Consider the following 23,463-nt stretch of genomic DNA (forward strand, 5'->3'; position numbering starts at 1 on the left):
TAAAAAGGATTAATTTGAATCCTGCATTTTGTTAATAATCTGGCTGTCTCTCGTATTCTTTTGTACCGTTATGGCGCCAAAAAGAGAGAGTAGAAAGGCAAAGGCATAAAAACCTTTCTCGCTGGGTAAAAGAGTGGCGTTCCATAAACCAATTACTAATAAAGTGATTGTCAACAGCGTTGAAAACCAACTTAAACCATAATAAATTTCGGTTACGGGAATGCCTTCCAGTTTATCGCGAACAGCTTTTTGTAATGATATTACAGCAAAAAGGCCAAACATCAATACGGTAAAATAATATCCTTTTTCATTAAGCAGCATATCAGAACGCCATAAGCCTACAATAAAGCCTATCATTCCAATGCCCAATGCAATCCAGGCCGCAGCCACAAATGCATTTGATGGTTTGTGATTCATTTGATTAGAGTTTAATTTAATTCAATACAAAACGCTTAACATCTTGAAAAGGTATATTTCGATAAATATATAATTCGCATTTTTGAAATTCACTAACATTAATCCATATGGAAATTGGAACATTATTGCGAAGCTGATGATGTGAGCTAAATCAATCTGTTTTATATTTGAATATTAGACCAATAACGCAACAGGTTGTAAGCATATAATCTTATCTTAGTTATATGCAAACACTGCTCACCTCTACCCAAATGCGCAAGGCTGATGAATTCACCATTGCCAACCTGCCAATTGCTTCGATCGATTTAATGGAGAAAGCTGCTCGTGCTTTCATACAAAGCTTTTTAAAAGATGAATTTGACGTTAATAAGGGCATCGCCGTGTTTTGTGGTAAGGGAAATAATGGGGGCGATGGGTTAGCGATAGCACATTTACTTTGTAACAATGGCTGCGAGAATGTTAAAGTTTATATTGTTAATTTTAATGATAAACAAAGCAAAGATTTCTCTATTAATTTACAGCGTATAGATGAATCGCGTTGTAATAAGACGGTAATCGATAAGGCATCAGACTTAAAAAATGTTAAAGCTGAAATTATTATTGATGCCATTTTAGGTTCGGGTTTGAATAAACCACTTGAAGGTGAATATGGCGTTTTAGTAAGCAAAATTAACAGATTAAATAAAAAGGTTTATTCAGTAGATGTACCTACGGGTTTTCCAGCCGAAGGGCCAATTCCAACAGAATATAATGGAATTAAAGCGTACAAAACCATATGTTTTCAACGTCCAAAAATTAATTTTTTCCTCCCAGAATCTGTATTGGCTACGGAGAAATATGAAGTTGTTGATATTGGCCTTAATGAAGAATTTATTCAAAAGCAAGACGCTGGTTTTTATTTAACTGATAATTCGGATATCCGAAATATACTCAAACCCAGAGCTAATTTTAGTCACAAAGGTACTTATGGCCATGCCTTAATAATTGCTGGCAGTCCGAATACAATGGGAGCCGCTTTACTTTCATCAATGGCTTGTTTGCACAGCGGGGCTGGATTAACAACGGCTTGCATTCCGCAAAGCGGATTAATTGCTTTAAATACAACTTTGCCAGAGGTAATGGCTTTGCCTCGTGATGAATATACCAGAATAGAAAACCCGGCAAAATTTCAGGCTATTGGCGTTGGACCTGGTTTAGGTATTTCAGTAGAAAATGAAAGGTTGCTCGAAAGTTTAATAGCCAATAATCAACCTTTGGTTATAGATGCCGATGCTTTAAATATGCTTAGTGAAAAAATAGATTTGATGGATAAGTTATCAGAAAATAGTATTCTAACCCCTCATTTAAAAGAATTCGATCGCTTGTTTGGAGATCATGATAATTGGTGGAACCGATTAGAAACTGCAAAAGCAAAAGCTGTAGAGCATAAAATTATAATCATCCTTAAAAATCAATATTCATTTATTTGTGTGCCGGATGGAAAAATCTACATCAATCCAACGGGTAACCCTGCAATGGCGCAAGGTGGAATGGGCGATGTGTTGACTGGGTTAATCGTTGCGTTTCTTGCTCAAAAATACACAGCAGAAAATGCAGCAATTTTAGGATGTTATCTTCATGGGCTGGCTGGAGATTATTTAGCCGAGGAAAGAATAGTGGTGAGTGCTTCACAAGTAGCAAAACAAATAGCTAAAGAGATAAAGAAATTAATTCACTCGTAAACATAACATCAGCAGTTTGGCAATCGGATTTATCTGTTAATTAATAAAATATTTTGGCTTAAGAATTGATTATTTCATGTGCCTTAACCGGTTAACTAAAAAATATATAGAATTAAGATGGAAAAAAGAGAATACACTTTAAATGAATTAATTAAAGAATCTGCAGAAGATCCAAATGAGAATGACTTTTTTGAATTGGAAAAACCAGCAATGCTGGAAGTAAACTTAAAGAATCAAAAAATCATGGCGAAAGCCGGATCGATGGTTGCCTATATTGGCAATGTTGATTTTAAACGGGAAGGTTTGCTAAGTAAAGGCTTGGGAGGATTGTTGAAGAAAGCCATTTCTGGCGAAGGAACATCGCTTATGCATGCTGCAGGAACTGGTAAACTTTATTTAGCTGATGAAGGTAAAAAAGTAAAAATTATCAAACTTCAAAACGAATCTATTTTTGTAAATGGCAATGATGTTTTAGCCCTTGAAGATAGCATCAAAAATGAAATAAAAATGCTAAAAAGTGTTGCTGGAATGATGAGTGGAGGCTTATTTCAGGTGAAATTATCAGGGAGTGGTTATATTGCCATTACTACCCATGGCGAACCCATTTTATTAAGGGTAAGTGCAAATCAACCCGTCTATACCGATCCAAATGCAACGGTGGCTTGGTCAGAAAATTTATCTCCAAATATTAAAACGAATCTAACTTTCGGTTCATTTATCGGGAGAGGAAGCGGAGAATCATTTCAATTGGAATTTTTCGGCGAAGGTTGGGTTTTAGTTCAACCTTATGAAGAAGTGAAATACGCAGCAAAATCATAATCAAAAAAAATCCCGACAACTTTAATTGTCGGGATTTTTTATTTTATGAATACAGCGCCTTTATACGCCGCCCATTACGGTTAGTTTCTCCATGGTTGGATTTACACTTCCGCCCATTGGTTCTAAAGTAACTGCGAATGCTTGTGCTTCCTGTATAGTTTGCATTTTTTGTAAAGCTTCAGTTGTTGTTGTATCGGTTTTGCCAAATACACCCAAGCTTACAGGTTTTCCATTTACCAATGCCCACAGTTGATACTCATGTTGCTCATCGGTTTTTGGTAAATCCATCGCTACATAATTAATCAAAACACTTTTATCTTTTTTATTCCAATATACGTTCATTTTAGATGTTGGACTAAAAGCCTGGCCAGCCATACGAACAGTTGCCCATTCTTTACTATCATTCATAGCCACCATATTATCTAAACCCTTATTCTCAAATTCTAGCTTGCTTACCGTTCCTGCAAATTTTTCCTTATCCAGATTTAAACTTGCAATCTGATCGTGAGCAGCATTTAATTTGTTATAAGTAATAAAAAGTGCAGCAGTGCTGATGATTAATAAAGCAACACAAGCTACCAATGCAAACCGCAATGTTCTAACTTTGCCATCACTGCCATCCAATCTAACTATTCTAGGCTCTTCCGTATAAATAGGAGCTGTAGATGCTGTTTCAACTTCTTCACTAATTCCTAATTTCTCAAATAGCTTAGTTTCTACATCATTAGAGGGATCTATAGCATTTTCCATCGCATAATTTTCCATGGCAAGCTCAATGGCAGATAATTCATCTTTAATCTCGGGATATTGAGATGCCATATCCTCCACTTGTAACGCTTCTTCAGGCGATAAATCACCCAAAACGTACAATTCTAGTACTCCTGATTCGATATATGCTTTTAAATTTTCCACGTTCAATTAAAACTCCTTCTCAATTCTATAATAGCCAATCGGATACGGGTTTTTACCGTGCCTAATGGCAAATCTAACTTCTCTGCGGCTTCCACATGTGTGTAACCTTTGTAATAAACTAAATTGAGAACTGCTTGTAAGTCTGGTTTTAGGTTCTCTACAAGTTGCTTTACTCCAAGTACATCTGGATTAAAAGTTACCTTGTTTTGCTCATCAACGAAACTTACGTTATTTTCTATATCTTGGTTTTTGAGTGAATTCTTAAAATCTTTCGAACGCAACTTATCTATGGATAAATTTCTGGCAATATTCATCATCCAGGTAAATAATCGTCCTTTGGTATTATCGTAATGAGCAGCAGATTGCCATATTTTTACAAACGTTTCTTGTAAAACATCTTCAGCGAGTTCGGTGTGCGTAATAATACGTGAAATTACACCGTAAAGTGCTGATGAGTACATGCTATACAATGTTTTTAACACTACAGGATCTTTCGATTGCAGTGCAAGAACAAGTTCAGGCTCGGTTAGGGTTAATTTTTTTTTTGCAGTCACTATTGGTTACTAAGATACAATAGAGAACAGTAAAAGCAAAAAAATGTTTTGAAAACCTATTCCTTTAAAGAATGCGATTTTTCAAAACACTTTTAAATTATAGATCTTGATTAACGTTTATGCTATTCCTTCAATAGGAAAAAGATGTTTTTCTGCATGGTACGATGACCGAACCAGCGGGCCACTTTCTACGTATTTTAAGCCTTTGGCCAAACCAACCTCCTTATACATCGCAAAAGTATCTGGATGAATCCAATCTACAACCGGGTGATGATTACGGGTTGGCTGTAAATATTGGCCAAGCGTTAAAATATGAACGCCATTTGCTACCAGATCATCCATAGCCTCAAAAATATCCTCTTCAGTTTCGCCTAAACCAAGCATGATTCCGGTTTTAGTTCTTAATCCAAATTCAGAAATTCTTTTTAGCGCTTCTAAACTTCTATCGTATTTAGCCTGGATACGTACTTGTCTTGTTAAACGCTTAACAGTTTCCATGTTGTGCGAAACCACTTCAGGGCGCTCTTCCAAAACACGATATAAATTATCCCATTGACCTTTAAAGTCGGGAATTAAAGTTTCAAGCGTCGTAATTGGACTTTCTCTGCGAATGGCCTGCAAAGTTTCTGCCCAAATTATTGAGCCGCCATCTTTTAAATCATCACGATCTACCGAAGTGATTACACAATGTTTAACGCCCATTAATTTTACCGAGCTGGCAATACGATTTGGTTCATCTACATCAACCGCTAAAGGGCGGCCAGTAGCAACTGCACAAAAAGAACAACTGCGTGTACAGATGTTTCCTAAAATCATGAAAGTTGCCGTACCTGCTCCCCAGCATTCGCCCATGTTAGGGCAATTGCCGCTTTCGCAGATAGTGTGTAATTTGTGTGTATCTACCAAACTGCGAACTTGTGCATATTCTTTTCCAACAGGCAATTTTACACGCAACCAATCTGGTTTACGTTTAACTTCAGTTACAGCAGGTACTACCGGTAAATCAATCATATTGCAAAGTTAAGGATTAGGATTGAAATCTTGTAACGTTGAAATGTTTGAAAGGTGTAATGTTTGAGAAACTGATTTTAGCCCTCAGATAAATATTAGCAAGATGCAGATCTCCATTAGATGGACTTACCATAAACTTTTCGCTTTCTCCAATAATTCACTTCCTTTTTTTGTGATCTCTTTTTTGCTATTGTCTATTGCCTTCTCATTTGTATAAGAACTTACCGCGTTAGACATATCTTTGAATTTATTGATATTGGCAAAAATTTCTTTTGTGTGCGGAACATTGTTATCTCTCATTACTTTCTCCCAATCAATTTTAGCCAAAACCGAAATCATATATTTTGAGGCTAGCCTGGCCATAAATGCTTTGTCGTAAACACCATTTAAAGCAGCTTCTGGTTTACGGTTTTTTACATAATCTATAGTTTTCTGGATTGCTTCACGTTCATTGTCTGAAAATAATAGACTAGCTTTTAATTTCTCTAATGCTGGAATAGCCTTTTCAGGATTTTCTCGTTTTAAGTTCAGGTAAGCATCTATTAACCAAACCAATTCAGTTTCGAGGCCCAGCTTATTCATATCTTTCACAAACAGATCAAAATCTTCCAGCGATCTTTCCTCATCAATTTTTCTTTCCATTCGCATTCTGTCAAAACCCCTGAAAAGATAATTCATGCCATGAAAAGCAGTGTGCGTTTGTTCATCGCTTAAATTTCTCCAGCCAAAAAAAGCTTTTGTGTAGGGAAGTGGGATTTTTTCGTTTTTATCGAGCCATTTAATGTTACGAGATAAACCATCTTCTGATAGATAAAATAAATTATTGCTAAAAAACAAGAAGCCACGAACAAATTCCAATAAGGTCTTAATCTCCGAATCATCCAATAATTCTGGTTGCGTTTTCGAACATTCGTATAATGCAAAAGGCTGTCCTAAATCTCTCGTGGTTAAAACGGCCATGCTTAAAATGGCATGTTCAATGTTTTTTAAACGAATTTTCTCTTTAGGATCAACTAATTTCATGTCTACTTTTGGCGCACCATACATTACATTAAAACCTTCTATCAATCCAGGAAAAACATCTTCATCAGTATTTTTGACTAGTTTTTTAACCTTTCGGTAATCGTTATAAAGTTGCAATGCTTCTATAACTGAAATGCTTTTTTTATTGGTATCTATGCGGTGCATCGCATTTAAAATGTTGCGGCTTTGGCCTGAGAACTTTTGGTATTCAGCCATATTAGTATCGAGCACAGCATTGGAGCGGACAGCAATTTTTGCGAACTTATAAAAGACAATTTTATCGTAATTTATATTTTCTTCAAGTTTTTGCTTGTCGATTTGGAGCAGAACTTCATCTGTTTTTTCTTTTGAACAACTTGCAAAGACAACTACGCAAATTAATAAGATTAAATTTTTCATCTTTAAAACAATCTTTAATGAAGCAAATACTCCATTTAATAAAAATATACTTTTAAAACGGGATGTTTTTTTAGGATGACTATTCGCTTGCAATATCCAAATTTTTGCTGCAAATTTCTTATTATTCGTTCGATACGAACAGCTAATGGTTTATTTATTCTTTAGAAATGATAATGTCAACACTACAATTTTCTCTTCTAATATAATCTTAATGAAGATTTAATAATTTTGGTTCAAGATTTAGCGTATTGGATTAAATTTTGCTAATTAATTATACCATTTTGAGGCAAATACACATTTTTTGTCAATTTTATGGATTTCATTTACGAAAATTCGTTTCATATTTAAAATGATTTTAAATTTGCAACTCCTTTAATATAAGATGACAAAAAAGATAAAGACAGTTGGTAAAACTGACGCAGACGTAATTCTAATAGGCGCAGGTATCATGAGCGCTACCCTTGGTGTTTTATTGAAAGAGTTGGAGCCAAACTTAAGTATTGAGATATACGAAAGATTGGATATTGCGGCAGCAGAAAGTTCTGATGCTTGGAATAATGCTGGTACTGGTCACTCTGCATTTTGCGAACTGAACTATACACCAGAGAAGAAAGACGGTTCAATTGAAACTAAAAAGGCGGTTCAAATTGCAGAACATTTTGAAGTATCAAAGCAATTCTGGTCGTATCTTATTGAAAAGGGTTTAGTTTCAAATCCTGAAAACTTCATTCGTAAAATCCCACATATGAGTTTTGTTTGGGGTAAAAAGAATGTCGATTATCTAAAAAAACGCTTTGAAGCTTTGCAGCAATGTGATTTGTTTAGCGATATGCAATACACTGAGGATGCAGAAGTGGTAAAAGAATGGGCACCGTTAATAATGGATGGCCGAAAGAAAAGTGATAAAATTGCTGCTACCAAAATGGATTTAGGAACTGATGTTAACTTCGGTTCTTTAACCCGCGATATGTTTAATCATTTAAAGGAGCAGCCAAATGTTAGTCTTTATTTCAATCATGAAATTCGCGATTTAAAGAAAAATAAAGAAGGAAACTGGAGCATAAAAGTTAAAGATTTAGAAACGAAAGAGAAGCGCAAACGTGTTGCAAAATTTGTTTTTATTGGTGCTGGTGGTGGTTCACTTCCATTATTGGAAAAATCTGATATTCCGGAAGGAAAAGGATTTGGTGGTTTCCCGGTGAGCGGGCAATGGTTAAAATGTACCAATGAAGAAATCATTAAACAACACCACGCTAAAGTATATGGAAAAGCTGCTGTTGGCGCTCCGCCGATGTCTGTTCCGCATTTGGATACCCGAATGATTAATGGCAAACAAGCACTGTTGTTTGGTCCTTATGCAGGTTTTTCTACTAAATTTTTAAAAAATGGCTCATTCTTAGATCTGCCAAAGTCAATCAAATTCAACAATATCCGTCCGATGTTATCGGCAGGATTGCATAATCTTGATTTAACAAAATACCTAATCGAACAAGTAAGGCAATCGCCAGAAGATAGATTGGAAGCTTTGAAAGAATATTTACCAACCGCACAATTGAAAGATTGGGAACTGGAATATGCAGGGCAACGTGTTCAGGTAATTAAAAAAGACGAGAAACAAGGCGGAATTTTAGAATTTGGAACCGAGGTAGTAAGTGCAGGTGATGGCTCTATCGCAGCTTTGTTGGGCGCCTCACCAGGTGCGTCAACCGCTGTATCTATTATGATCGAATTGCTTGGTCGCTGTTTTGCAGCAGATTTGGCAACTGATGAATGGCAGGCAAAAATGAGAGAAATGATTCCTACCTTCGGTAAAGAACTGGCTAATAACGCCAAACTTTGTAAAGAAACTAGGGAAAGGACGTCAAGGATTTTAGAGATCGAAAACGCATAATTTCTGAAAAGATTAATCATAAAAAAAGGGCGCAAATATTAAATTTGCGCCCTTTTTTTATGTGGCAGACCAATTATGCTGCAATTACTTCTGCTACTTCTTCGGCAGAAATATCACTGTGTGAAGCTTCTAAGACGCAATCGCCATCTTTAATTAATAAAATTTGTGGCGATTGATGGGTAACCTGGAAAAGCAAGGCAACTTCTGTCGAAATTTCGCGGTAGGCTATTAAATCCAGGAAATATAATTTTGTATCTTCTGGAATTACATCCCAGCTAAATTCGAAATTTCTTTTAGCCATCGAACTGATTGAGCAACGGGTACTGTGCTTAAAAATAAGGCTATATCCGCTTGCCGATTTAATTTCATTCAGCTGATCTATCGATGTTAAATTAACCCAAGTCATAATAAATATTGTTTTATAGGTAAACACATGCAGTTTAATAAAGTTCTGCAGATGACTGTAAGATGAAAATTAGGAAGATTTGGTTATTAGTTTCTTCTGCGTTTGCCTTCAGGATAAGAGCTATAGGCAGGACAAAGTTTAGAAGAGCAAGATTCTAAAATGGTAATGGTGCAGAACACCGCCAATAATAAGATGGCTACTTTTTTCATCTGTTTATACTTGTTTTTAAAGGTGATGAAGCTATCATAATTTTTATTCTAACCAATTTGTGGTTTGAAATCATGATGGTTCATTAGATTTGGGATTAAAGCACTAAGTTACAAATAGTTTATTAAAACACAATTTTAAATATTTGCCGAAAAATCAGCCATTTTTATTGCGGTTATGGCTGCTTCATCGCCTTTATTGCCATGTTTGCCTCCAGCACGATCTTGTGCCTGCTCCAAATTATTGGTGGTTAACACGCCAAAAATTACAGGTTTGCTATACCTAATGCCCACATTTGTAATGCCTTGTGCCACCGCGTCGCAAATAAAATCGAAATGTTTGGTGTCACCTTGAATTACACAACCCAAGCAAATTACAGCATCAATGTCGCTTCTTTTGCTCAACAAAATCTCTGCTCCACCAGTTAATTCGAAACTTCCGGGTACAGGTAACGAAACAATGTTTTCTTCCGCCACGCCATTATCCAATAAAGTTTTTAATGCACCATTGTATAAAGCGCCTGTAATTTCTGCGTTCCATTCGGCTACAATAATTCCAAATTTATAATTTGCTCCATTTGGAACAGTGGTGTGAGAGAAATCAGAAAGATTTTTTAATTGTGTTGACATGCAACAAAGATAATGCTAAGCACTTAATGTTGAAAGCGCTAAATGTTTAAATGTTGTAAGTTTAATTTTTACTGAATTTGAAATGGTTGTGTATTGTTGTTGAAATTTATGTGTCTTATAGCATAAATATTCTTAAATCCACAAGAGAAATAACTCATATTTGAAAAGCAGAGGCTGTGTTTCAATTATTTGTTAGCCCTGCTCTCCGTTTTACTCACCCGATGAAATATCGGGTTTCGTGTTCACTTCGATCAGGTTTAGATTACTGGTGGCTTTGCTACTATTAACGTTTAAAAGCAAAATGTCGTAGTATTTTCAAAAAAAGCAGAATTTTTGTCTGCGTAAAAATGAAGCATATCCGGCGCTTTAGTCATTAGAAACTTCATTATGTAAAAGCACAAAATTGTTTAGTTTAGTAAATATTCAGATATAAGTTTAAATATTTTATGGAATCTATTTTAATATTCCATCTAAAGTTTAAAGCCCTAATTATGAAAAAAACGCTACAACTCATATTTCTCCTTGCCACTTTTTGTTTATCCTCCACATTGGTTTTTTCTCAAAAAAAGAAAACTTATTATCAAGCAGGTTTTAAATCGATTGATTCTCTTGCACTTGCTGCAAAGCCAAAAGAAGCAATTCAAATTTTAAATCTGTTAATCGAAAATGCCCGTAAAGACCAACAAACAACGGTCATCATAAGGGCAACCATGTACCGGATGTTATTTAAAGGTTACTTGGAAGAAGATGCATTTTCAAAAATCAATAAAGATTTAAAGCAAGATATTGCCATTGCAAGTCAACCCGTAAAAAGCATTTTGGAATCGTTACTTGCCGAAAGTTATTGGAAATATTACGAGCAGAATCGATATCAGCTCATGAGCCGCAGCGCTGTGCAATCAAATTTGGGTGATGATATTAAAACCTGGCCGGCAAGTAAATTTTTAGAAGAAACCGCAAAAAGCTATCTGGCATCGATCAGCGAGAGCAAAATTTTGCACAACACAAAAATCGATAGTTTAAGTGAAATGATGGTTGGTGATGAGCAGAATCGTTTTTTAAGACCCACACTTTACGATATATTGGCGCACAGAGCATTAGATGTTTTAGTTAACACGCAAATCGAGATAAACAAGAATGATGATTCAATCGATTTCAACAATGTAAAATGGTTTAACAATGCTGATGCATTTCTGAAAATTGAAATTCCAACCAAAGATTCTACTTCATTTTCTGCAAAGGCATTAGTCATATTCCAAAACCTGATCAGGATACACCAAGAAAATGCAAATGTTGCTGCTTTGGCTGATATTGATTTAAAAAGATTAAATTTTATTTATTCGAGAAGCTCTCGCGAAGATAAGATGGCGCTTTACAGTGCAGCAGTACAAAAACTGGCTAATTCTTCAAAATCGACCGAGTTTTATGCAGATATACTTTTTGAACTGGCATCAAAAAAATATGAATCGCGTAATCTTCAGCTGCCTAATTTAAAAATTGATTTAAAGGAATTGTTGGAAATGGGTAACCTTGCGATTGCTGCATATCCCAAAAGTTTAGGTGCTAAAAATTTCGAGAAACTGATTGCCGATATTAAAAGCAAAAGCCTTGCAATAAGCATGAATCAATTTTTGGTTCCAGGTAAGCCAACACAATTACATTTTAGGTATAGAAATGCAAACACAATCGCCCTGCAACTTTTCAGGCTCAATCAAATAACCAATCGCTTTCAGTTCAATGATACTACAGATTATCAAAAATTTATCGCCAAAAATAAAATCTACAAAGAATGGACGATTGATTTGCCCGAAAGCGACGATTACCAAGAGCATACCATAGTTGATAAATTAGATGGTTTAGAAATAGGCCAGTATGTAATTATTGCCCACACTGCCAATAGCGATGCCGCATTTAAGTATGCATCTTTTCAAGTTACAGATTTAGCGGTTACAAACAGAATTACTGGGATCCTCAACCATCAATATTTTGTTGCCAATAGTTCAACTGGTGAAGCAATTTCAAAAGCAATTGTAAATGAGGAAAATAATGAATATGAAAATGGCAAATACGTCTTTAAAACAAGAGGTACTTTGTATACCGATAAAAACGGGTTTGCAGAGAGTTCGTTAAATGCATCTGTAAATCATATTGAAATTATTTACGGTAACGATACTGTAGCGATGGATATTAATCAGCGTGTTTACAAGTATATGTCGATAAAAAACAAGGTTGTTTTATTTACGGATAGGCCAATTTATCGACCTGGACAAACCGTTTATTACAAGGGAATTTATTTTGAGTACGCTGAAGATAAGAATCAGATTTTAAAAGAATCTAGTGTAGACATTGTTTTTAACGATGCAAATAGAAAAGAGATCGAAAAAACCTCGAAAATTACAAATGAGTTTGGCACCTTTCATGGTTCTTTTACTATTCCGATGGGTAAATTGAATGGCAGAATGAGCATCAATACCACTTATGGAAGCATAGATATTCTGGTGGAAGAGTACAAGCGACCTACTTTTGAAATCGCATTTGATCAGTTGAACCAAAAATATAGATTGAATGATTCCGTAAGTATTCGAGGTAAGGCAATTAGTTTTGCTGGTTATGCCGTTTCTGGCGCAAAGGTCAAATACGTGGTTACCAGAAATATACTTTCGGCTTACAATCGGATTTACGGCTATACTCCAAGTAAGCAAATTGCGACGGGAACAACTGAAACCAAGGCCGGTGGTGCATTCGACATTCGCTTTTTAGCATCAGCAGAAAATAGTTTAATCAATGCTTATTCTTACCAAATCAATATAGATATTACCGATTTAAACGGCGAAACCAGAAGCAAATCGCAGTTTGTTAACGCAGGAAAAAGTGATGTACTGCTAACTGTGGATGTACCAGAAAATATTTTTCCCGCTCAATTAAAGGAAAATATAGCGTTTGAAATTACCAATTTAAACCGAACACCAATAAAAGGCAAATTAAGTGTAGAGTGGTATAAATTGGAATATCCAGGCAGAATCGTGTATCCAAATATGTTTGGTAAACCCGAAAAATACAATTTAACCAAAACTGAATTTATTAAGCATTTTCCGTATGATGATTATGAGAATGATGGAAATCCAGAAGGTTGGGCAGCTAAAAATATCAGTTTTATTCAGCATCAAAAGGTAGAGCAGGGTAGTGGTCATCTGGAAATGAAGAACATTAAACTTAATTCTGGTTATTACAAGGTTAAATTTAAAGCCCTCAACGAAGATCAGGATTCAGTTATCGTAGAAAAAACTGTGCGTGTTTATGAAAACGCTAGCGAGAAAATTTTGTTGGCTAGAGAATGGCTCGTTGCGGAGAAAACTACCATAACACCTAATGAGATGGCTATTTTTAGGTTTGCAAGCGTGTTGCCAAATGCAAGGGCCTATTATGAAGTATATTATAAAGACATCATTATAAAAAAGGTTTGGCTGAATTTAACTAACAAGCAAGAACTGGTTAGTATTAAGCCAGAGGATGGATTTATAGATGGCTTCGCTGTTCAATTCAGTTTAATACAAAATGGTAAAATTTATCAATCGATGAATGTGATCAACATTGTTGATGAAAGTAAGGAGTTGGATATTAAGTTTTTGAGTTTTAGGGATAAGCTTCAACCCGGAGAGAAAGATGTTTGGAAGTTGAAAATCGCCAATAAAAAGGGCGAAAAGCAGATGGCAGAAATGGTGGTGTCTTTATACGATGCATCATTGGATGATTTAAAAACCATGAGCTGGAATAAAATCGCAACACCTAAATACAACTACAACATTTTCGATTGGGGATATAATCTTAATATCATTGAAAACGGAAATGAAATTTGGTACAGAAATCGATATAGGGGTTATTATGATATTGAAAAACGTGATTATGAGCGCATAAATTCTTATGGTTTTGATTTCAATGCCTATAATCTAAAATATAACTATACACAATACTTAGCCAAAATAGAGGCCAATAAGATTAAGAGTTTAAGTGAGGCTGCCACTAAAAAATTAGCGACACTAAAAGCATCTGGACTGGTATACGGTATTGTTACCGATCAAAGTGGTTATGGTGTTCCTGGAATTGCAGTAAGGGTTGGTAAAAAAGGGGCAACCACCGATAGTTATGGTATTTACAGCATCGATGCTAAAATTGGAGAGGAGATAAGCGTAACTTTTATTGGTTATCATCGGGCTACAACCAAGGCAGGAGCAGAAAAGAGAATCGATTTTAAATTGATAGAAGACGGGCAAGGGCTTAACGAAGTTGTTGTAGTGGGCTATGGTGCGAAAATGAGGAAAGATGTAACAGCTAATGTTTCAATGTTAAGGGAAGAAGTTGCGGCCTCGCCAGCTGGTGAAGGCGTTAGAATCCAGCTTAGGGGAACAAACAGTGTAGCTTATGATCAAAATGGTGCACCAACACCTAACGGGCAAAGAGGAGCAATAGCTGTTGAAGATAATAAGGTTTATGATTTTGTAAGCATAGAAGGGTACGATCCTAAAACAGATACCTACATTATAAACGGTAAACCAGTTAAAAAACCAAAAATTGTACCCCGAACCAATTTCACAGAAACCGCTTTCTTTTATCCGCAATTAAAAACCAACGAGGCTGGAGAGATTGAAATTGAATTTACCATTCCACAATCCTTAACCCGATATAAAATGATGGGTTTTGCGCATACTAAAGATTTTAAAACCAAAACCATTACCAAAGAACTGGTTACACAAAAAAAGCTTTCCATTTCGGCAAATGCACCTCGTTTCTTCCGTGAGGGCGATACGATTTTGCTTAGTGCTAAGCTAAATAATCTTTCGGGTAAGCCGATTGGAGGTTTTGCGATCTTAGAATTAAGAGATGCCATCACAGGAAAGGCAATTTCAATAATTGATAAAAAAGAAACCGTTCAGCAAAAGTTTCAATTAGAAAATAATGGAAATCAATCTTTAAAATGGTCGTTAGTTATTCCTTCAGGCATTGGGGCCATTACTTATAAGCTTACTGCCCAGTCAGAAAATTATACTGATGGAGAAGAAATGACCGTTCCTGTTTTGCCATATTCTGTATTGGTTACCGAAAGCATGCCGATGAATGTGCATGGGGGCACTAAAAAAACCTTTACCATGGATAAATTATTGCAGTCGGCCAATTCAAAAACATTAAAAAATCAGTCATTAACTTTTGAGTTTACCTCCAATCCGGTTTGGTACGCGGTACAAGCTTTACCTTATTTAATGGAATACCCTTATGAATGTGCTGAACAAACTTTTAGCCGGTTTTATGCCAATAGTTTCGCCACTGGGATCATCAACTCATCACCAAAAATTAAAGCGGTTTTCGAATCGTGGCAACAAACCAATAATGGTGAAGCATTGCTATCGAACTTAGAGAAAAACCCAGCTTTAAAATCAATTTTATTGGAAGAAACGCCTTGGGTGAGAAATGCTGAAAATGAAACCGAGCGCAAAAAACGTTTGTCCGTTTTGTTCGACTTAAACAGAATGACTTATGAACTGAAAGCAAATTTTGATAAACTGGAGAATATGCAGTTCAGTAATGGAGCATTCCCCTGGTTTACCGGAATGCAAGAAGACAGATACATTACACAACACATTGTAATGGGAATTGGGCAGTTGAAATACCTGAAACTGGTGGATGAAAAAAGCTTTCCAAAGTTGAATCCAATGCTTTTTAAGGCTATAAATTATTTGGACGCTAAGATGGTGGAAGATTATACTTTGGATCTTAAATTAAAACGTAAGGGATTCGATTATCAAACCCTTCATTATTTATATGCTCGTAGCTACGTTAATCAAAAGAATAACGATGCCAAATACATCAAGGCGGTTGATTATTTCTTGAAAATGATTACTGCAAAATGGATATACCTAAATCCATATCAGCAAGCACAAACCGCTATAGTTTTATTTAGAAATGGAAAGGAAGCCGAAGCATTAAAAGTTATAGAATTATTAAAGCAACGGGCTCAACACAGTGATGAAATGGGGATGTATTGGGCAGATAATGCAGATGGATATTTTTGGTATCAAAGTCCAATTGAAACACAAGCACTGTTAATAGAAGCTTTTGAGGAAGTGGCAAAGGATTCAAAATCGGTTGAAGAAATGAAAATCTGGTTGCTGAAAAATAAGCAGACCAATGATTGGAAAACCACCAAAGCAACAGCGGCTGCTTCGTACGCATTGCTGATGCGGGGTTATAATTTATTGGATGAATCAGCTGAACCAGAAATCTCTATCGGCGGAAAATCATTTGCTGAAATGGGCATTGCCGAGCCAGCCAAAGAAGCAGGAACAGGCTATCAAAAAATAACCATCGCAGGGCAAAATGTGAAGCCCGAAATGGCTAAAGTGGAAATTAAAAACAACAATAAAAGTATTGCCTGGGGTGCCTTTTATTGGCAGTATTTCGAGCAGTTGGATAAAATTACCGCGGCTTCTACAGGCGTTAAAATAAACAAGCAATTATTTCTGCAAAAACAAACTGAAAAAGGCAGTTTGCTTACACTGTTAACAAATTCAAATGTGTTATCGCCAGGCGATTTATTAAAGGTAAGGATCGAAATCTTCTGCGATCGGGATATGGAATACGTACACTTAAAAGATATGCGATCATCTGGTTTTGAACCGGTAAATGTAATTTCTCAATATAAATATCAGGATGGTTTAGGATACTATGAAAGTACAAAAGATGCATCCACAAATTTCTTTATCAGTTATTTACACAAAGGAACCTATGTTTTTGAATATCCGTTAAGGGTTACGCATGCTGGTAACTTTTCAAACGGAATTACCACATTGCAAAGCATGTATGCACCAGAATTCACCACACAATCGGCAGGAGTTAGGGTAGCAGTAAAACCTTAATTAAATTAACTGAATGCCTGTGTAAGTTGCTCCGATAGGAACAATTTTCTCTCCTATCCAAATTTGGCTGCGGTCAAATTTGGATATTTTGTTTTTGGGTACAATAAAAGCCCTATGGCAGCGGATGAAATCTGTTTTAGGAAGCAGTTCGGCCAAATCATTAATCGTAATTCTCGAGCTTATTAATTTGTCTTTCAATTGGATTTGGGTATAATTTCCCGAAGCTTCCACATAAAGAATTTCATCCAAATCAACTTTAATTTGTTCATAACCATCCTTTACAAAAATGTACTGGTTTTTGGCTTCTTGCTTTTGCCCACGCAGATTAAACAACTCGTGGGCTTTATTGCAGGCCTTCAAAAATCGGGAAAGCGAAAAAGGTTTTAACAAATAATCAACAGCATCAAGTTCAAAACTTTGTACAGCATGCTCAGTATATGCTGTAGTGAAAATAACCATTGGTGGATTGTTCAAACTTTTCAGAAAATCAATTCCACTGATATCGGGCATTTTAATATCGAGGAAAATTAAATCGACTTTATTATTTTGCAAATATCCAATTGCCGCAAAGGCATCGGTAAAAGTTTCTTTCAATTCTACAAACGGAACTTTTGAAGCATGCGATTTTATAATCTCAAGCGCAATCGGTTCATCATCTATAGCAATGGCAATCATAGTTTTTGCGGCAATATAACAATTGGTTAATCTAACTGCAAAGTTAAATGCACAAAGAACTCGTTTGCGCTTTCGCGGATAATTAACTCATGTTTTTCTGGATAAAGTAAGGCCAACCGTTGTTTTACATTTTCTAAGCCAATGCCACTTTTTAGTTTCTCCGGATCATTATCAGCCTTAATATAGATGCTGTTGCTTACATCAAAAAACAGCGTTCTCTCTTTAGTTTGCAAAGTCATTTTGATGTACGATGGCTGCTGTAAGCTAATTCCATGTTTAAAAGCATTTTCTATAAATGGAATGAGTAACATAGGCGTAATCTGCAAACTGTTTAGTTGCTCTTCGATATGAGATTCAATTCTAATATCACCGGAACGGGAAGTTCTTAGTTTCTGTAAATCAATATAATTATTCAGATACTCCACTTCTCGGGTCAATGAAATTTTATCCTGCGTATTTTCATGCAACATAAAACGCATCATATCGCCCAATTTTTGAATGCCTTCTCCTGTTCTTTCTGCATTTTCCTGTAATGCTGTACCAAAAAGTGTATTTAATGCATTGAACAAAAAGTGTGGGTTAATTTGCGACTTAAGAAAATTTAAACTCGCATCTGACTTTCCCAGCTCCGTTTTAAGCATCTGTATTTCAGTTTGTTTTTCAAATTTATGTTTGTAGATGTACCAGCTAAGGGGTGTGGTAATACAAATAAGGCCTATTGAGGTTAAAATTAAAGCTATCGGAATGATTGGGCCATTTCTCATAAAAGCTGCCAAGATTAATAAGAGCAATAACACCACTAGAATGGATACGCCAACATTTCCCCAAAAATAACGACCAAAGCCTTTACCAATTTTCCTTAAATTCGGAATGATGTAATAAATCGAATAAAAGGCCAATAAAATATTTACTGGTGGAGCGATTAACCAAATCACTACAATTTCATAATCGCGTGTTGGCGAAAATATAACAGCAAACATCATTAAAGTAATGAGCCAAATTTTTGATGATGTAAAAATTTCTTCCAGAATATTGGTTTCAGAGTGCTTCAAAAATGGAATTTTCTCCAGTAACGATATTCCTTTCTCGTTGAAATAAGCATAGATGTTAAACAGTAGATAGAGCAAGAAAATGTAGGTAAAAGCTTCTCCAAATAAAATATCGTAAGCATGGTTGATATCGTTTTCTTCAATTAACCGATCTGCCTGAGAATAGGTGTTGGCAACCATCCAAATGATAGTGGAAACCCCAGTTAGAATCACGGTAAGAACAATATTTAAAACTACATTGTTCTTCTTGGCGAGCTGCGGCATGAAGCAGAAATTAATCAATAAAAAGCTGATATAAAGAATGCTGATTTTAAAAATTTCTGGCAGGAAAAAATTAGTTAGCCTACTGTATGAAAGGTGATTTTCTATAAAACGATAAGCATTAGCGGTACCGTAACTGGTAGAGGTACAAACGCCAATCAGTGCCAGAATATATAGTGCTGTGGAAATCCAAAACTCTAATTGGTTGATGTTTTTAGTTTTTGTTGTCGGGTCTTCGCCAGAGAGAATCATCATAATATTCGTTGTTTATGCCACAATGTTAGTAAGACTTCCTATTTTGATTTTTAAAATGTGATGGATGATGTGAAAAATGTGATGAATTATTAAGTTGTAGGTTATAAGTTATAAGTCTGGGTGGCAGGTATTGAGTTGTAGATTTTGTTTTAGGTTATAAGTTATAAGTTATAAGTAATAAGTCTGGGTGGCAGGTATTGGGTTGTAGATTTTGTTTTAGGTTATAAGTTGTAAGTAATAAGTCTGGGTGGTAATTATTGAGTTTTAGATATTGTTGTAGGTTATAAGTTATAGGTCTGGGTTGTAATTATTAAGTTTTAGATGTGGTTATAAGTTATAAGTCTGGGTGGGTTTAACTTATAACCTATAACTTACTACGTAGAACATCTCCCCATTTACAACAAATCATATTTTATCACCTAAAACTTATAACTCTTTAGTAATTTAGCGCACTAAAACTTACTACATAATACTTAAAACATATCACTCTCCATGATCGTCTACGGAATCCCAAATTGCAATACTGTAAAAAAAGCACTCGATTGGCTAAAAGCACATCAAATAGATTTTGAATTTCACGATTTTAAAAAGAAAGGAATTACTGCCGAAAAACTAAACGATTGGTGCAATAAATTTGGTTGGGAAACCGTACTAAACAGGAAAGGATTGACCTGGAAAAAATTATCAAAAGAGGAGCAGACTGCAATAGATACACAAGATAAGGCGATTGCTTATTTGATAGAAAATACCAGTGCCATTAAACGCCCAATTATCGAAAAAGAGGGTAAAGCAATATTAATTTCTTTTGATGAAGAGCGTTATATGCAAACACTTGGCTAATCCATGTGTTACTATGTTAAAGTTTGTTAAATGCAGCTTTGAAACGTTTTAATCTTTAATTTTGCTACTATGTATAAGCTGATCATTTTTTTACTATTTGCCCTTCCTGTTGGTGTTTTTGCACAAACCGTTACAACTGGTACCGTATTCGATTACAATAAAAAATCACTCACATTGCCTGGTGTATCGGTAAGAAACTTGAATAATAAAAAAGTTTCTACAACATCAAGCACAGGTAAATATACCATTCCTGCCAATGTGGGCGATTTGATCGAATTTTCTGCTGTAGGTTATCATACCGATACGCTTTATCTTACCAGCTTGCTTAACCGAAGCATTTATCTTCCGGTAAAATCTACCAGCTTAATGGATGTTGATGTGAAAGGTGTGAGAATGAACAGTCAAATTACTGATGCTAAAGATCCTCTGGCTGAAAAATATACACTCTTAAATACAGGTGGAAATTTGGGTAGAAAAAGAATGAAAGATAAAGTTGGTGGCTTAAACCTCAACCTTGGCTATGGAAAATATAAAAGAGAACAACGTAAGGAAGCCGAGTTGGAAGAAAAAGAAATGTATCAAGAAGAAATTGATGCAGGTTTTAGTGAAAAGGCCATTACCGATTTAACCAAGCTTCAGGGAGAGGAACTTAAAAACTTCATGATTATTTATCGACCATCAATAGAAGCAGTTAAAGGAGAAAGACCTTTCAGGTACAACTATCACATATCAAAAGCCTATGTTGCCTGGCAAAAATTATCTCCTCAACAGCGAAAACTGCAAGATTTGCCAAAATTGAAAGCAAATTAGCTGAATAAAATTTTCATGTATCAATATTATAACCACATATAGCGCTATATGTGGTTATTTTTTATCTTTACCATCAAATAACAACTTATTAAACTCATGAAAATTAGTAAATTAATCACTTTAAGTGTTGTTTGTTGTGCTTTGGTTATTTCGGCAAATGCCCAGCAAACCACTTCCACCACAAATTATAATCCCGCTGAAGCATTCGGACCTTTGTTTTACACTCAAAATGGAAACGAATTCCGTTCGGCACAGGGAATTCCGGGACCGAAGTATTGGCAAAATCGTGTTGATTATAATATTACCGCCAATTTAGACGAAACTAAAAGTTTGGTTACCGGATCGGTTACCATTACTTATAAAAATAACAGTCCAGATAAATTACCTTATTTATGGTTGCAATTGGATCAAAATACATTTAAAGAAGATTCTCGTGGAAAGCAAATCACACCATCGCGTAGCCGTTACGGTGCACAGGGAGAAAAGTTTGAAGCGGGTTACAAAATTCAGAATGTAAGTGTATCACAAAAGTCTGCAGCAGTAAAATTTACATCAATTGTAGAAGATACGCGTATGCAAATTCGTTTAGATCAGCCGATGGCTGCCAATGGCGATGTGGTAACCATTAAAATTGATTACTCTTACATTGTTCCGAAAGAAGGTTCGGATAGAACAGGCCATTTAACTACTAAGAATGGTGAAATTTATGCCATTGCTCAATGGTTTCCGCGTATGTGCGTTTACGATGATGTAATTGGCTGGAACACATTACCTTATTGGGGTGGAGGTGAGTTTTATTGCGAATATGGTGATATCACGATGGCTTTAACGGCTCCTGCAAGTCATATTCTTATGGCATCTGGAGAGTTATTAAACCCTCAGGAAGTGTTTACTGCCGAACAATTAAAAAGATGGAATGCAGCTAAAAACAGCGATGCAACAGTTCACATTCGTTCAGAAGCAGAAGTAACTGATCCAAAATCTCGTCCGGCAAAAGATAAATTAACCTGGAGGTATAAAATTTTAAATGCCCGTGATGCGGCCTGGGCTTCATCAAAAGCATTTGTTTTGGATGCTGCCCGCTACAATTTGCCAAGTGGTAAAAAAGGTTTAGCCGTTTCGGCCCAGCCTGTAGAAAGCAATGGTGTAGATGGTTACGGACGTGGAGTAGAATATGTAAAATCAACCATCGAACATTATTCTAAACAATGGTTCGAATATCCATATCCAATGGCTGTAAATATTGCTACAAACATTGGTGGTATGGAATATCCAGGCATAGTTTTCTGTGGTTGGAAAGCTAAAAAAGGGAGTGCCTGGGGCGTTATCGATCATGAATTCGGACATACCTGGTTTCCTATGATTGTAGGCTCAAACGAGCGCAAGTATGGCTGGATGGATGAAGGTTTTAATACTTTCATTAATGGTATTTCTGCCAAAAATTTTAATAAAGGTGAATATGCCGGCCGTGCTACTAACATGAATTTTGTCGGAAAATCGTATATTGGAAACCCAAAATTTGAAAACATTATGCAAATGCCTGATGGAATGATGGAGGCAAATATCGGTATCAATTTATATTCAAAACCAGGTTGGGGACTAGATATTTTGAGAAACGAAATTTTGGGAGAAGATCGTTTTGATTATGCGTTTCGACAATACATTAAAAACTGGGCATACAAACACCCAACACCTTTTGATTTCTTCCGTTCGATGGAAAATGCCGCAGGTGAGGATTTAGCTTGGTTTTGGAGAAGTTGGTTCTTAAATAGCTGGAAAATGGATCAAGGACTTGGTAATGTTGAAGCCGTTAAACAAGATGATAAATTAGTAGGCTACACCATCAGGGTAAACAATTTGGAGAAAATGCCAATGCCAATCATTCTTCAGGTGGAAACTAAAAGTGGTAAAAAAGATATCATTAAAGTTCCGGTTGATGTATGGATGAAAAATGCATCATGGTTAGTGCGATACCCAACAACTGAAGAAGTTGTTTCTGTTACGCTAGATCCGAACAAGGTTTTGCCAGATTCAAATCCGGATAATAATACCTGGTCTGCAGGAAAATAAACATAAATTTTTGAAGCCCTTAAACGTAAGTTTAAGGGTTTTTATTTTTTCTGTAAAGTGATGGATGAAAAAGAAAACGTATATCAAGTCTATAATAAAATAGCCTATTGGTTTGCTGATAATCGTCCAAAAAATCTAATCGAAAAATCTTATTTTGATAAATTAAAGCAGCTTATTCCAACTGGAGAGAACGGTGAATCATGGGGAATGAACGGTGGAGAAAATCTCTTTCACGCTTCGCTGGATACTGAAGAGTATTTAATACTATTTAAAAATTACAGCTTCAAAATCTTAAGTCACACCGTTAACGATCCATTTTGTGGTGGAGCCACGGTTTGGCTTGCACAATTTAAGCCTCAATAATTTTATTTAGCTTTGTACATGGCCGATCAGCAAATAAACAATCCGCTTCACGGAATCACATTAGAAAAAATTGTAACCGATTTACAGGCGCATTATGGATGGGAGCAATTGGGTTCTCTTATCAGGATTGATTGTTTTAACAAAAATCAGAGTGTAAAATCGAGCTTGAATTTTTTACGTAAAATGCCTTGGGCCCGTAAGAAGGTAGAAGATTTGTTTTTGGATACCTTTTACAAAAAGTAA

19 protein-coding genes are annotated in these 23,463 nt (G+C 35.7%); 9 read left to right on the plus strand and 10 right to left on the minus strand.

What is annotated here, in order from left to right:
- Positions 1 to 9: 9 nt before the first annotated feature.
- Positions 10 to 417 carry an inner membrane protein YiaA gene (gene yiaA / locus LUA91_RS10470; RefSeq protein WP_231425992.1) on the minus strand — a complete coding sequence of 136 codons (408 nt, stop codon included), beginning with the start codon at positions 415 to 417 and terminating at the stop codon, positions 10 to 12.
- Positions 418 to 641: 224 nt separating this feature from the next.
- Between yiaA and LUA91_RS10475 the strand changes: the two genes are divergently transcribed.
- On the plus strand, positions 642 to 2,138 hold the full coding sequence (locus tag LUA91_RS10475; RefSeq protein ID WP_231425993.1) for an NAD(P)H-hydrate dehydratase: 1,497 nt from the start codon (positions 642 to 644) through the stop codon (positions 2,136 to 2,138).
- A gap of 117 nt (positions 2,139 to 2,255) precedes the next feature.
- Entirely contained in the window at positions 2,256 to 2,957 is a 702-nt protein-coding gene (locus LUA91_RS10480; RefSeq protein WP_231425994.1) for an AIM24 family protein, read from the plus strand.
- A gap of 60 nt (positions 2,958 to 3,017) precedes the next feature.
- Here the strand turns inward: LUA91_RS10480 and LUA91_RS10485 are convergent, their stop codons facing one another.
- The 4 genes from LUA91_RS10485 to LUA91_RS10500 all read right to left on the minus strand — a co-directional run bounded on the left by LUA91_RS10485 (position 3,018) and on the right by LUA91_RS10500 (position 6,856).
- Positions 3,018 to 3,869, minus strand: a complete 852-nt coding sequence (locus tag LUA91_RS10485; RefSeq protein WP_231425995.1) for an anti-sigma factor domain-containing protein — start codon at positions 3,867 to 3,869, stop codon at positions 3,018 to 3,020.
- 2 nt (positions 3,870 to 3,871) lie between these two features.
- Entirely contained in the window at positions 3,872 to 4,423 is a 552-nt protein-coding gene (locus LUA91_RS10490; protein WP_231425996.1) for an RNA polymerase sigma factor, read from the minus strand.
- Positions 4,424 to 4,540: 117 nt separating this feature from the next.
- Entirely contained in the window at positions 4,541 to 5,434 is an 894-nt protein-coding gene (lipA, locus tag LUA91_RS10495; RefSeq protein WP_231425997.1) for a lipoyl synthase, read from the minus strand.
- Between the two features lie 126 nt (positions 5,435 to 5,560).
- On the minus strand, positions 5,561 to 6,856 hold the full coding sequence (locus LUA91_RS10500) for a hypothetical protein (protein WP_231425998.1): 1,296 nt from the start codon (positions 6,854 to 6,856) through the stop codon (positions 5,561 to 5,563).
- A 382-nt stretch (positions 6,857 to 7,238) separates the two neighbouring features.
- On the opposite strand from LUA91_RS10500, the gene LUA91_RS10505 reads away from it, so the two are divergent.
- The gene (locus tag LUA91_RS10505; RefSeq protein ID WP_231425999.1) at positions 7,239 to 8,747 is read left to right on the plus strand and encodes a malate:quinone oxidoreductase; all 1,509 of its coding nucleotides are present in this window, start codon (positions 7,239 to 7,241) and stop codon (positions 8,745 to 8,747) included.
- Between the two features lie 73 nt (positions 8,748 to 8,820).
- Here the strand turns inward: LUA91_RS10505 and ytxJ are convergent, their stop codons facing one another.
- From ytxJ to ribH, 3 genes are all read right to left on the minus strand, one after another.
- Positions 8,821 to 9,153: a bacillithiol system redox-active protein YtxJ gene (ytxJ, locus tag LUA91_RS10510; protein ID WP_231426000.1), complete on the minus strand. Its 333-nt coding sequence runs from the start codon at positions 9,151 to 9,153 to the stop codon at positions 8,821 to 8,823.
- Positions 9,154 to 9,239: 86 nt separating this feature from the next.
- Positions 9,240 to 9,362: a hypothetical protein gene (locus tag LUA91_RS20665; protein WP_255352363.1), complete on the minus strand. Its 123-nt coding sequence runs from the start codon at positions 9,360 to 9,362 to the stop codon at positions 9,240 to 9,242.
- A 135-nt stretch (positions 9,363 to 9,497) separates the two neighbouring features.
- The gene (gene ribH, locus LUA91_RS10515) at positions 9,498 to 9,989 is read right to left on the minus strand and encodes a 6,7-dimethyl-8-ribityllumazine synthase (RefSeq protein ID WP_231426001.1); all 492 of its coding nucleotides are present in this window, start codon (positions 9,987 to 9,989) and stop codon (positions 9,498 to 9,500) included.
- 491 nt (positions 9,990 to 10,480) lie between these two features.
- Here ribH and LUA91_RS10520 point away from each other — a divergent pair, with 491 nt between their 5' ends.
- On the plus strand, positions 10,481 to 16,897 hold the full coding sequence (locus LUA91_RS10520) for an alpha-2-macroglobulin (protein WP_231426002.1): 6,417 nt from the start codon (positions 10,481 to 10,483) through the stop codon (positions 16,895 to 16,897).
- On the opposite strand, the gene LUA91_RS10525 is transcribed toward LUA91_RS10520, so the two are convergent.
- Both LUA91_RS10525 and LUA91_RS10530 read right to left on the minus strand, forming a co-directional pair.
- Positions 16,898 to 17,572 (minus strand): LytTR family DNA-binding domain-containing protein, encoded by a 675-nt coding sequence (locus tag LUA91_RS10525; RefSeq protein WP_231426003.1) that lies wholly within the window; start codon positions 17,570 to 17,572, stop codon positions 16,898 to 16,900. It abuts the gene before it with no gap.
- A gap of 26 nt (positions 17,573 to 17,598) precedes the next feature.
- On the minus strand, positions 17,599 to 19,137 hold the full coding sequence (locus LUA91_RS10530; RefSeq protein WP_231426004.1) for a sensor histidine kinase: 1,539 nt from the start codon (positions 19,135 to 19,137) through the stop codon (positions 17,599 to 17,601).
- A gap of 492 nt (positions 19,138 to 19,629) precedes the next feature.
- Between LUA91_RS10530 and LUA91_RS10535 the strand changes: the two genes are divergently transcribed.
- From LUA91_RS10535 to LUA91_RS10555, 5 genes are all read left to right on the plus strand, one after another.
- Positions 19,630 to 19,977 carry an arsenate reductase gene (locus LUA91_RS10535; RefSeq protein WP_231426005.1) on the plus strand — a complete coding sequence of 116 codons (348 nt, stop codon included), beginning with the start codon at positions 19,630 to 19,632 and terminating at the stop codon, positions 19,975 to 19,977.
- Between the two features lie 69 nt (positions 19,978 to 20,046).
- Complete coding sequence (locus LUA91_RS10540) at positions 20,047 to 20,787, plus strand: carboxypeptidase-like regulatory domain-containing protein (protein ID WP_231426006.1); 741 nt, start codon at positions 20,047 to 20,049, stop codon at positions 20,785 to 20,787.
- Between the two features lie 96 nt (positions 20,788 to 20,883).
- Positions 20,884 to 22,857 carry a M1 family metallopeptidase gene (locus tag LUA91_RS10545; protein WP_231426007.1) on the plus strand — a complete coding sequence of 658 codons (1,974 nt, stop codon included), beginning with the start codon at positions 20,884 to 20,886 and terminating at the stop codon, positions 22,855 to 22,857.
- A 60-nt stretch (positions 22,858 to 22,917) separates the two neighbouring features.
- Positions 22,918 to 23,220: a hypothetical protein gene (locus tag LUA91_RS10550; RefSeq protein WP_231426008.1), complete on the plus strand. Its 303-nt coding sequence runs from the start codon at positions 22,918 to 22,920 to the stop codon at positions 23,218 to 23,220.
- Between the two features lie 18 nt (positions 23,221 to 23,238).
- Positions 23,239 to 23,463, plus strand: coding sequence for a VF530 family DNA-binding protein (locus LUA91_RS10555; RefSeq protein ID WP_231426009.1), 225 nt, complete (start codon positions 23,239 to 23,241; stop codon positions 23,461 to 23,463).

This window comes from Pedobacter sp. Leaf250, from assembly GCF_920984735.1.
In the GTDB taxonomy this organism is placed as follows: domain Bacteria; phylum Bacteroidota; class Bacteroidia; order Sphingobacteriales; family Sphingobacteriaceae; genus Pedobacter.

Excerpts from the sequence above, each read along its gene's own strand:
- yiaA (WP_231425992.1), bottom strand. The coding sequence starts at position 417 with ATGAATCACAAACCATCAAATGCATTTGTGGCTGCGGCCTGGATTGCA.
- LUA91_RS10475 (WP_231425993.1), top strand. The coding sequence starts at position 642 with ATGCAAACACTGCTCACCTCTACCCAAATGCGCAAGGCTGATGAATTC.
- LUA91_RS10480 (WP_231425994.1), top strand. The coding sequence starts at position 2,256 with ATGGAAAAAAGAGAATACACTTTAAATGAATTAATTAAAGAATCTGCA.
- lipA (WP_231425997.1), bottom strand. The coding sequence starts at position 5,434 with ATGATTGATTTACCGGTAGTACCTGCTGTAACTGAAGTTAAACGTAAA.
- LUA91_RS10500 (WP_231425998.1), bottom strand. The coding sequence starts at position 6,856 with ATGAAAAATTTAATCTTATTAATTTGCGTAGTTGTCTTTGCAAGTTGT.
- LUA91_RS10505 (WP_231425999.1), top strand. The coding sequence starts at position 7,239 with ATGACAAAAAAGATAAAGACAGTTGGTAAAACTGACGCAGACGTAATT.
- ytxJ (WP_231426000.1), bottom strand. The coding sequence starts at position 9,153 with ATGACTTGGGTTAATTTAACATCGATAGATCAGCTGAATGAAATTAAA.
- LUA91_RS20665 (WP_255352363.1), bottom strand. The coding sequence starts at position 9,362 with ATGAAAAAAGTAGCCATCTTATTATTGGCGGTGTTCTGCACCATTACC.
- ribH (WP_231426001.1), bottom strand. The coding sequence starts at position 9,989 with ATGTCAACACAATTAAAAAATCTTTCTGATTTCTCTCACACCACTGTT.
- LUA91_RS10520 (WP_231426002.1), top strand. The coding sequence starts at position 10,481 with ATGAAAAAAACGCTACAACTCATATTTCTCCTTGCCACTTTTTGTTTA.
- LUA91_RS10525 (WP_231426003.1), bottom strand. The coding sequence starts at position 17,572 with ATGATTGCCATTGCTATAGATGATGAACCGATTGCGCTTGAGATTATA.
- LUA91_RS10530 (WP_231426004.1), bottom strand. The coding sequence starts at position 19,137 with ATGATGATTCTCTCTGGCGAAGACCCGACAACAAAAACTAAAAACATC.
- LUA91_RS10535 (WP_231426005.1), top strand. The coding sequence starts at position 19,630 with ATGATCGTCTACGGAATCCCAAATTGCAATACTGTAAAAAAAGCACTC.
- LUA91_RS10540 (WP_231426006.1), top strand. The coding sequence starts at position 20,047 with ATGTATAAGCTGATCATTTTTTTACTATTTGCCCTTCCTGTTGGTGTT.
- LUA91_RS10545 (WP_231426007.1), top strand. The coding sequence starts at position 20,884 with ATGAAAATTAGTAAATTAATCACTTTAAGTGTTGTTTGTTGTGCTTTG.
- LUA91_RS10550 (WP_231426008.1), top strand. The coding sequence starts at position 22,918 with ATGGATGAAAAAGAAAACGTATATCAAGTCTATAATAAAATAGCCTAT.
- LUA91_RS10555 (WP_231426009.1), top strand. The coding sequence starts at position 23,239 with ATGGCCGATCAGCAAATAAACAATCCGCTTCACGGAATCACATTAGAA.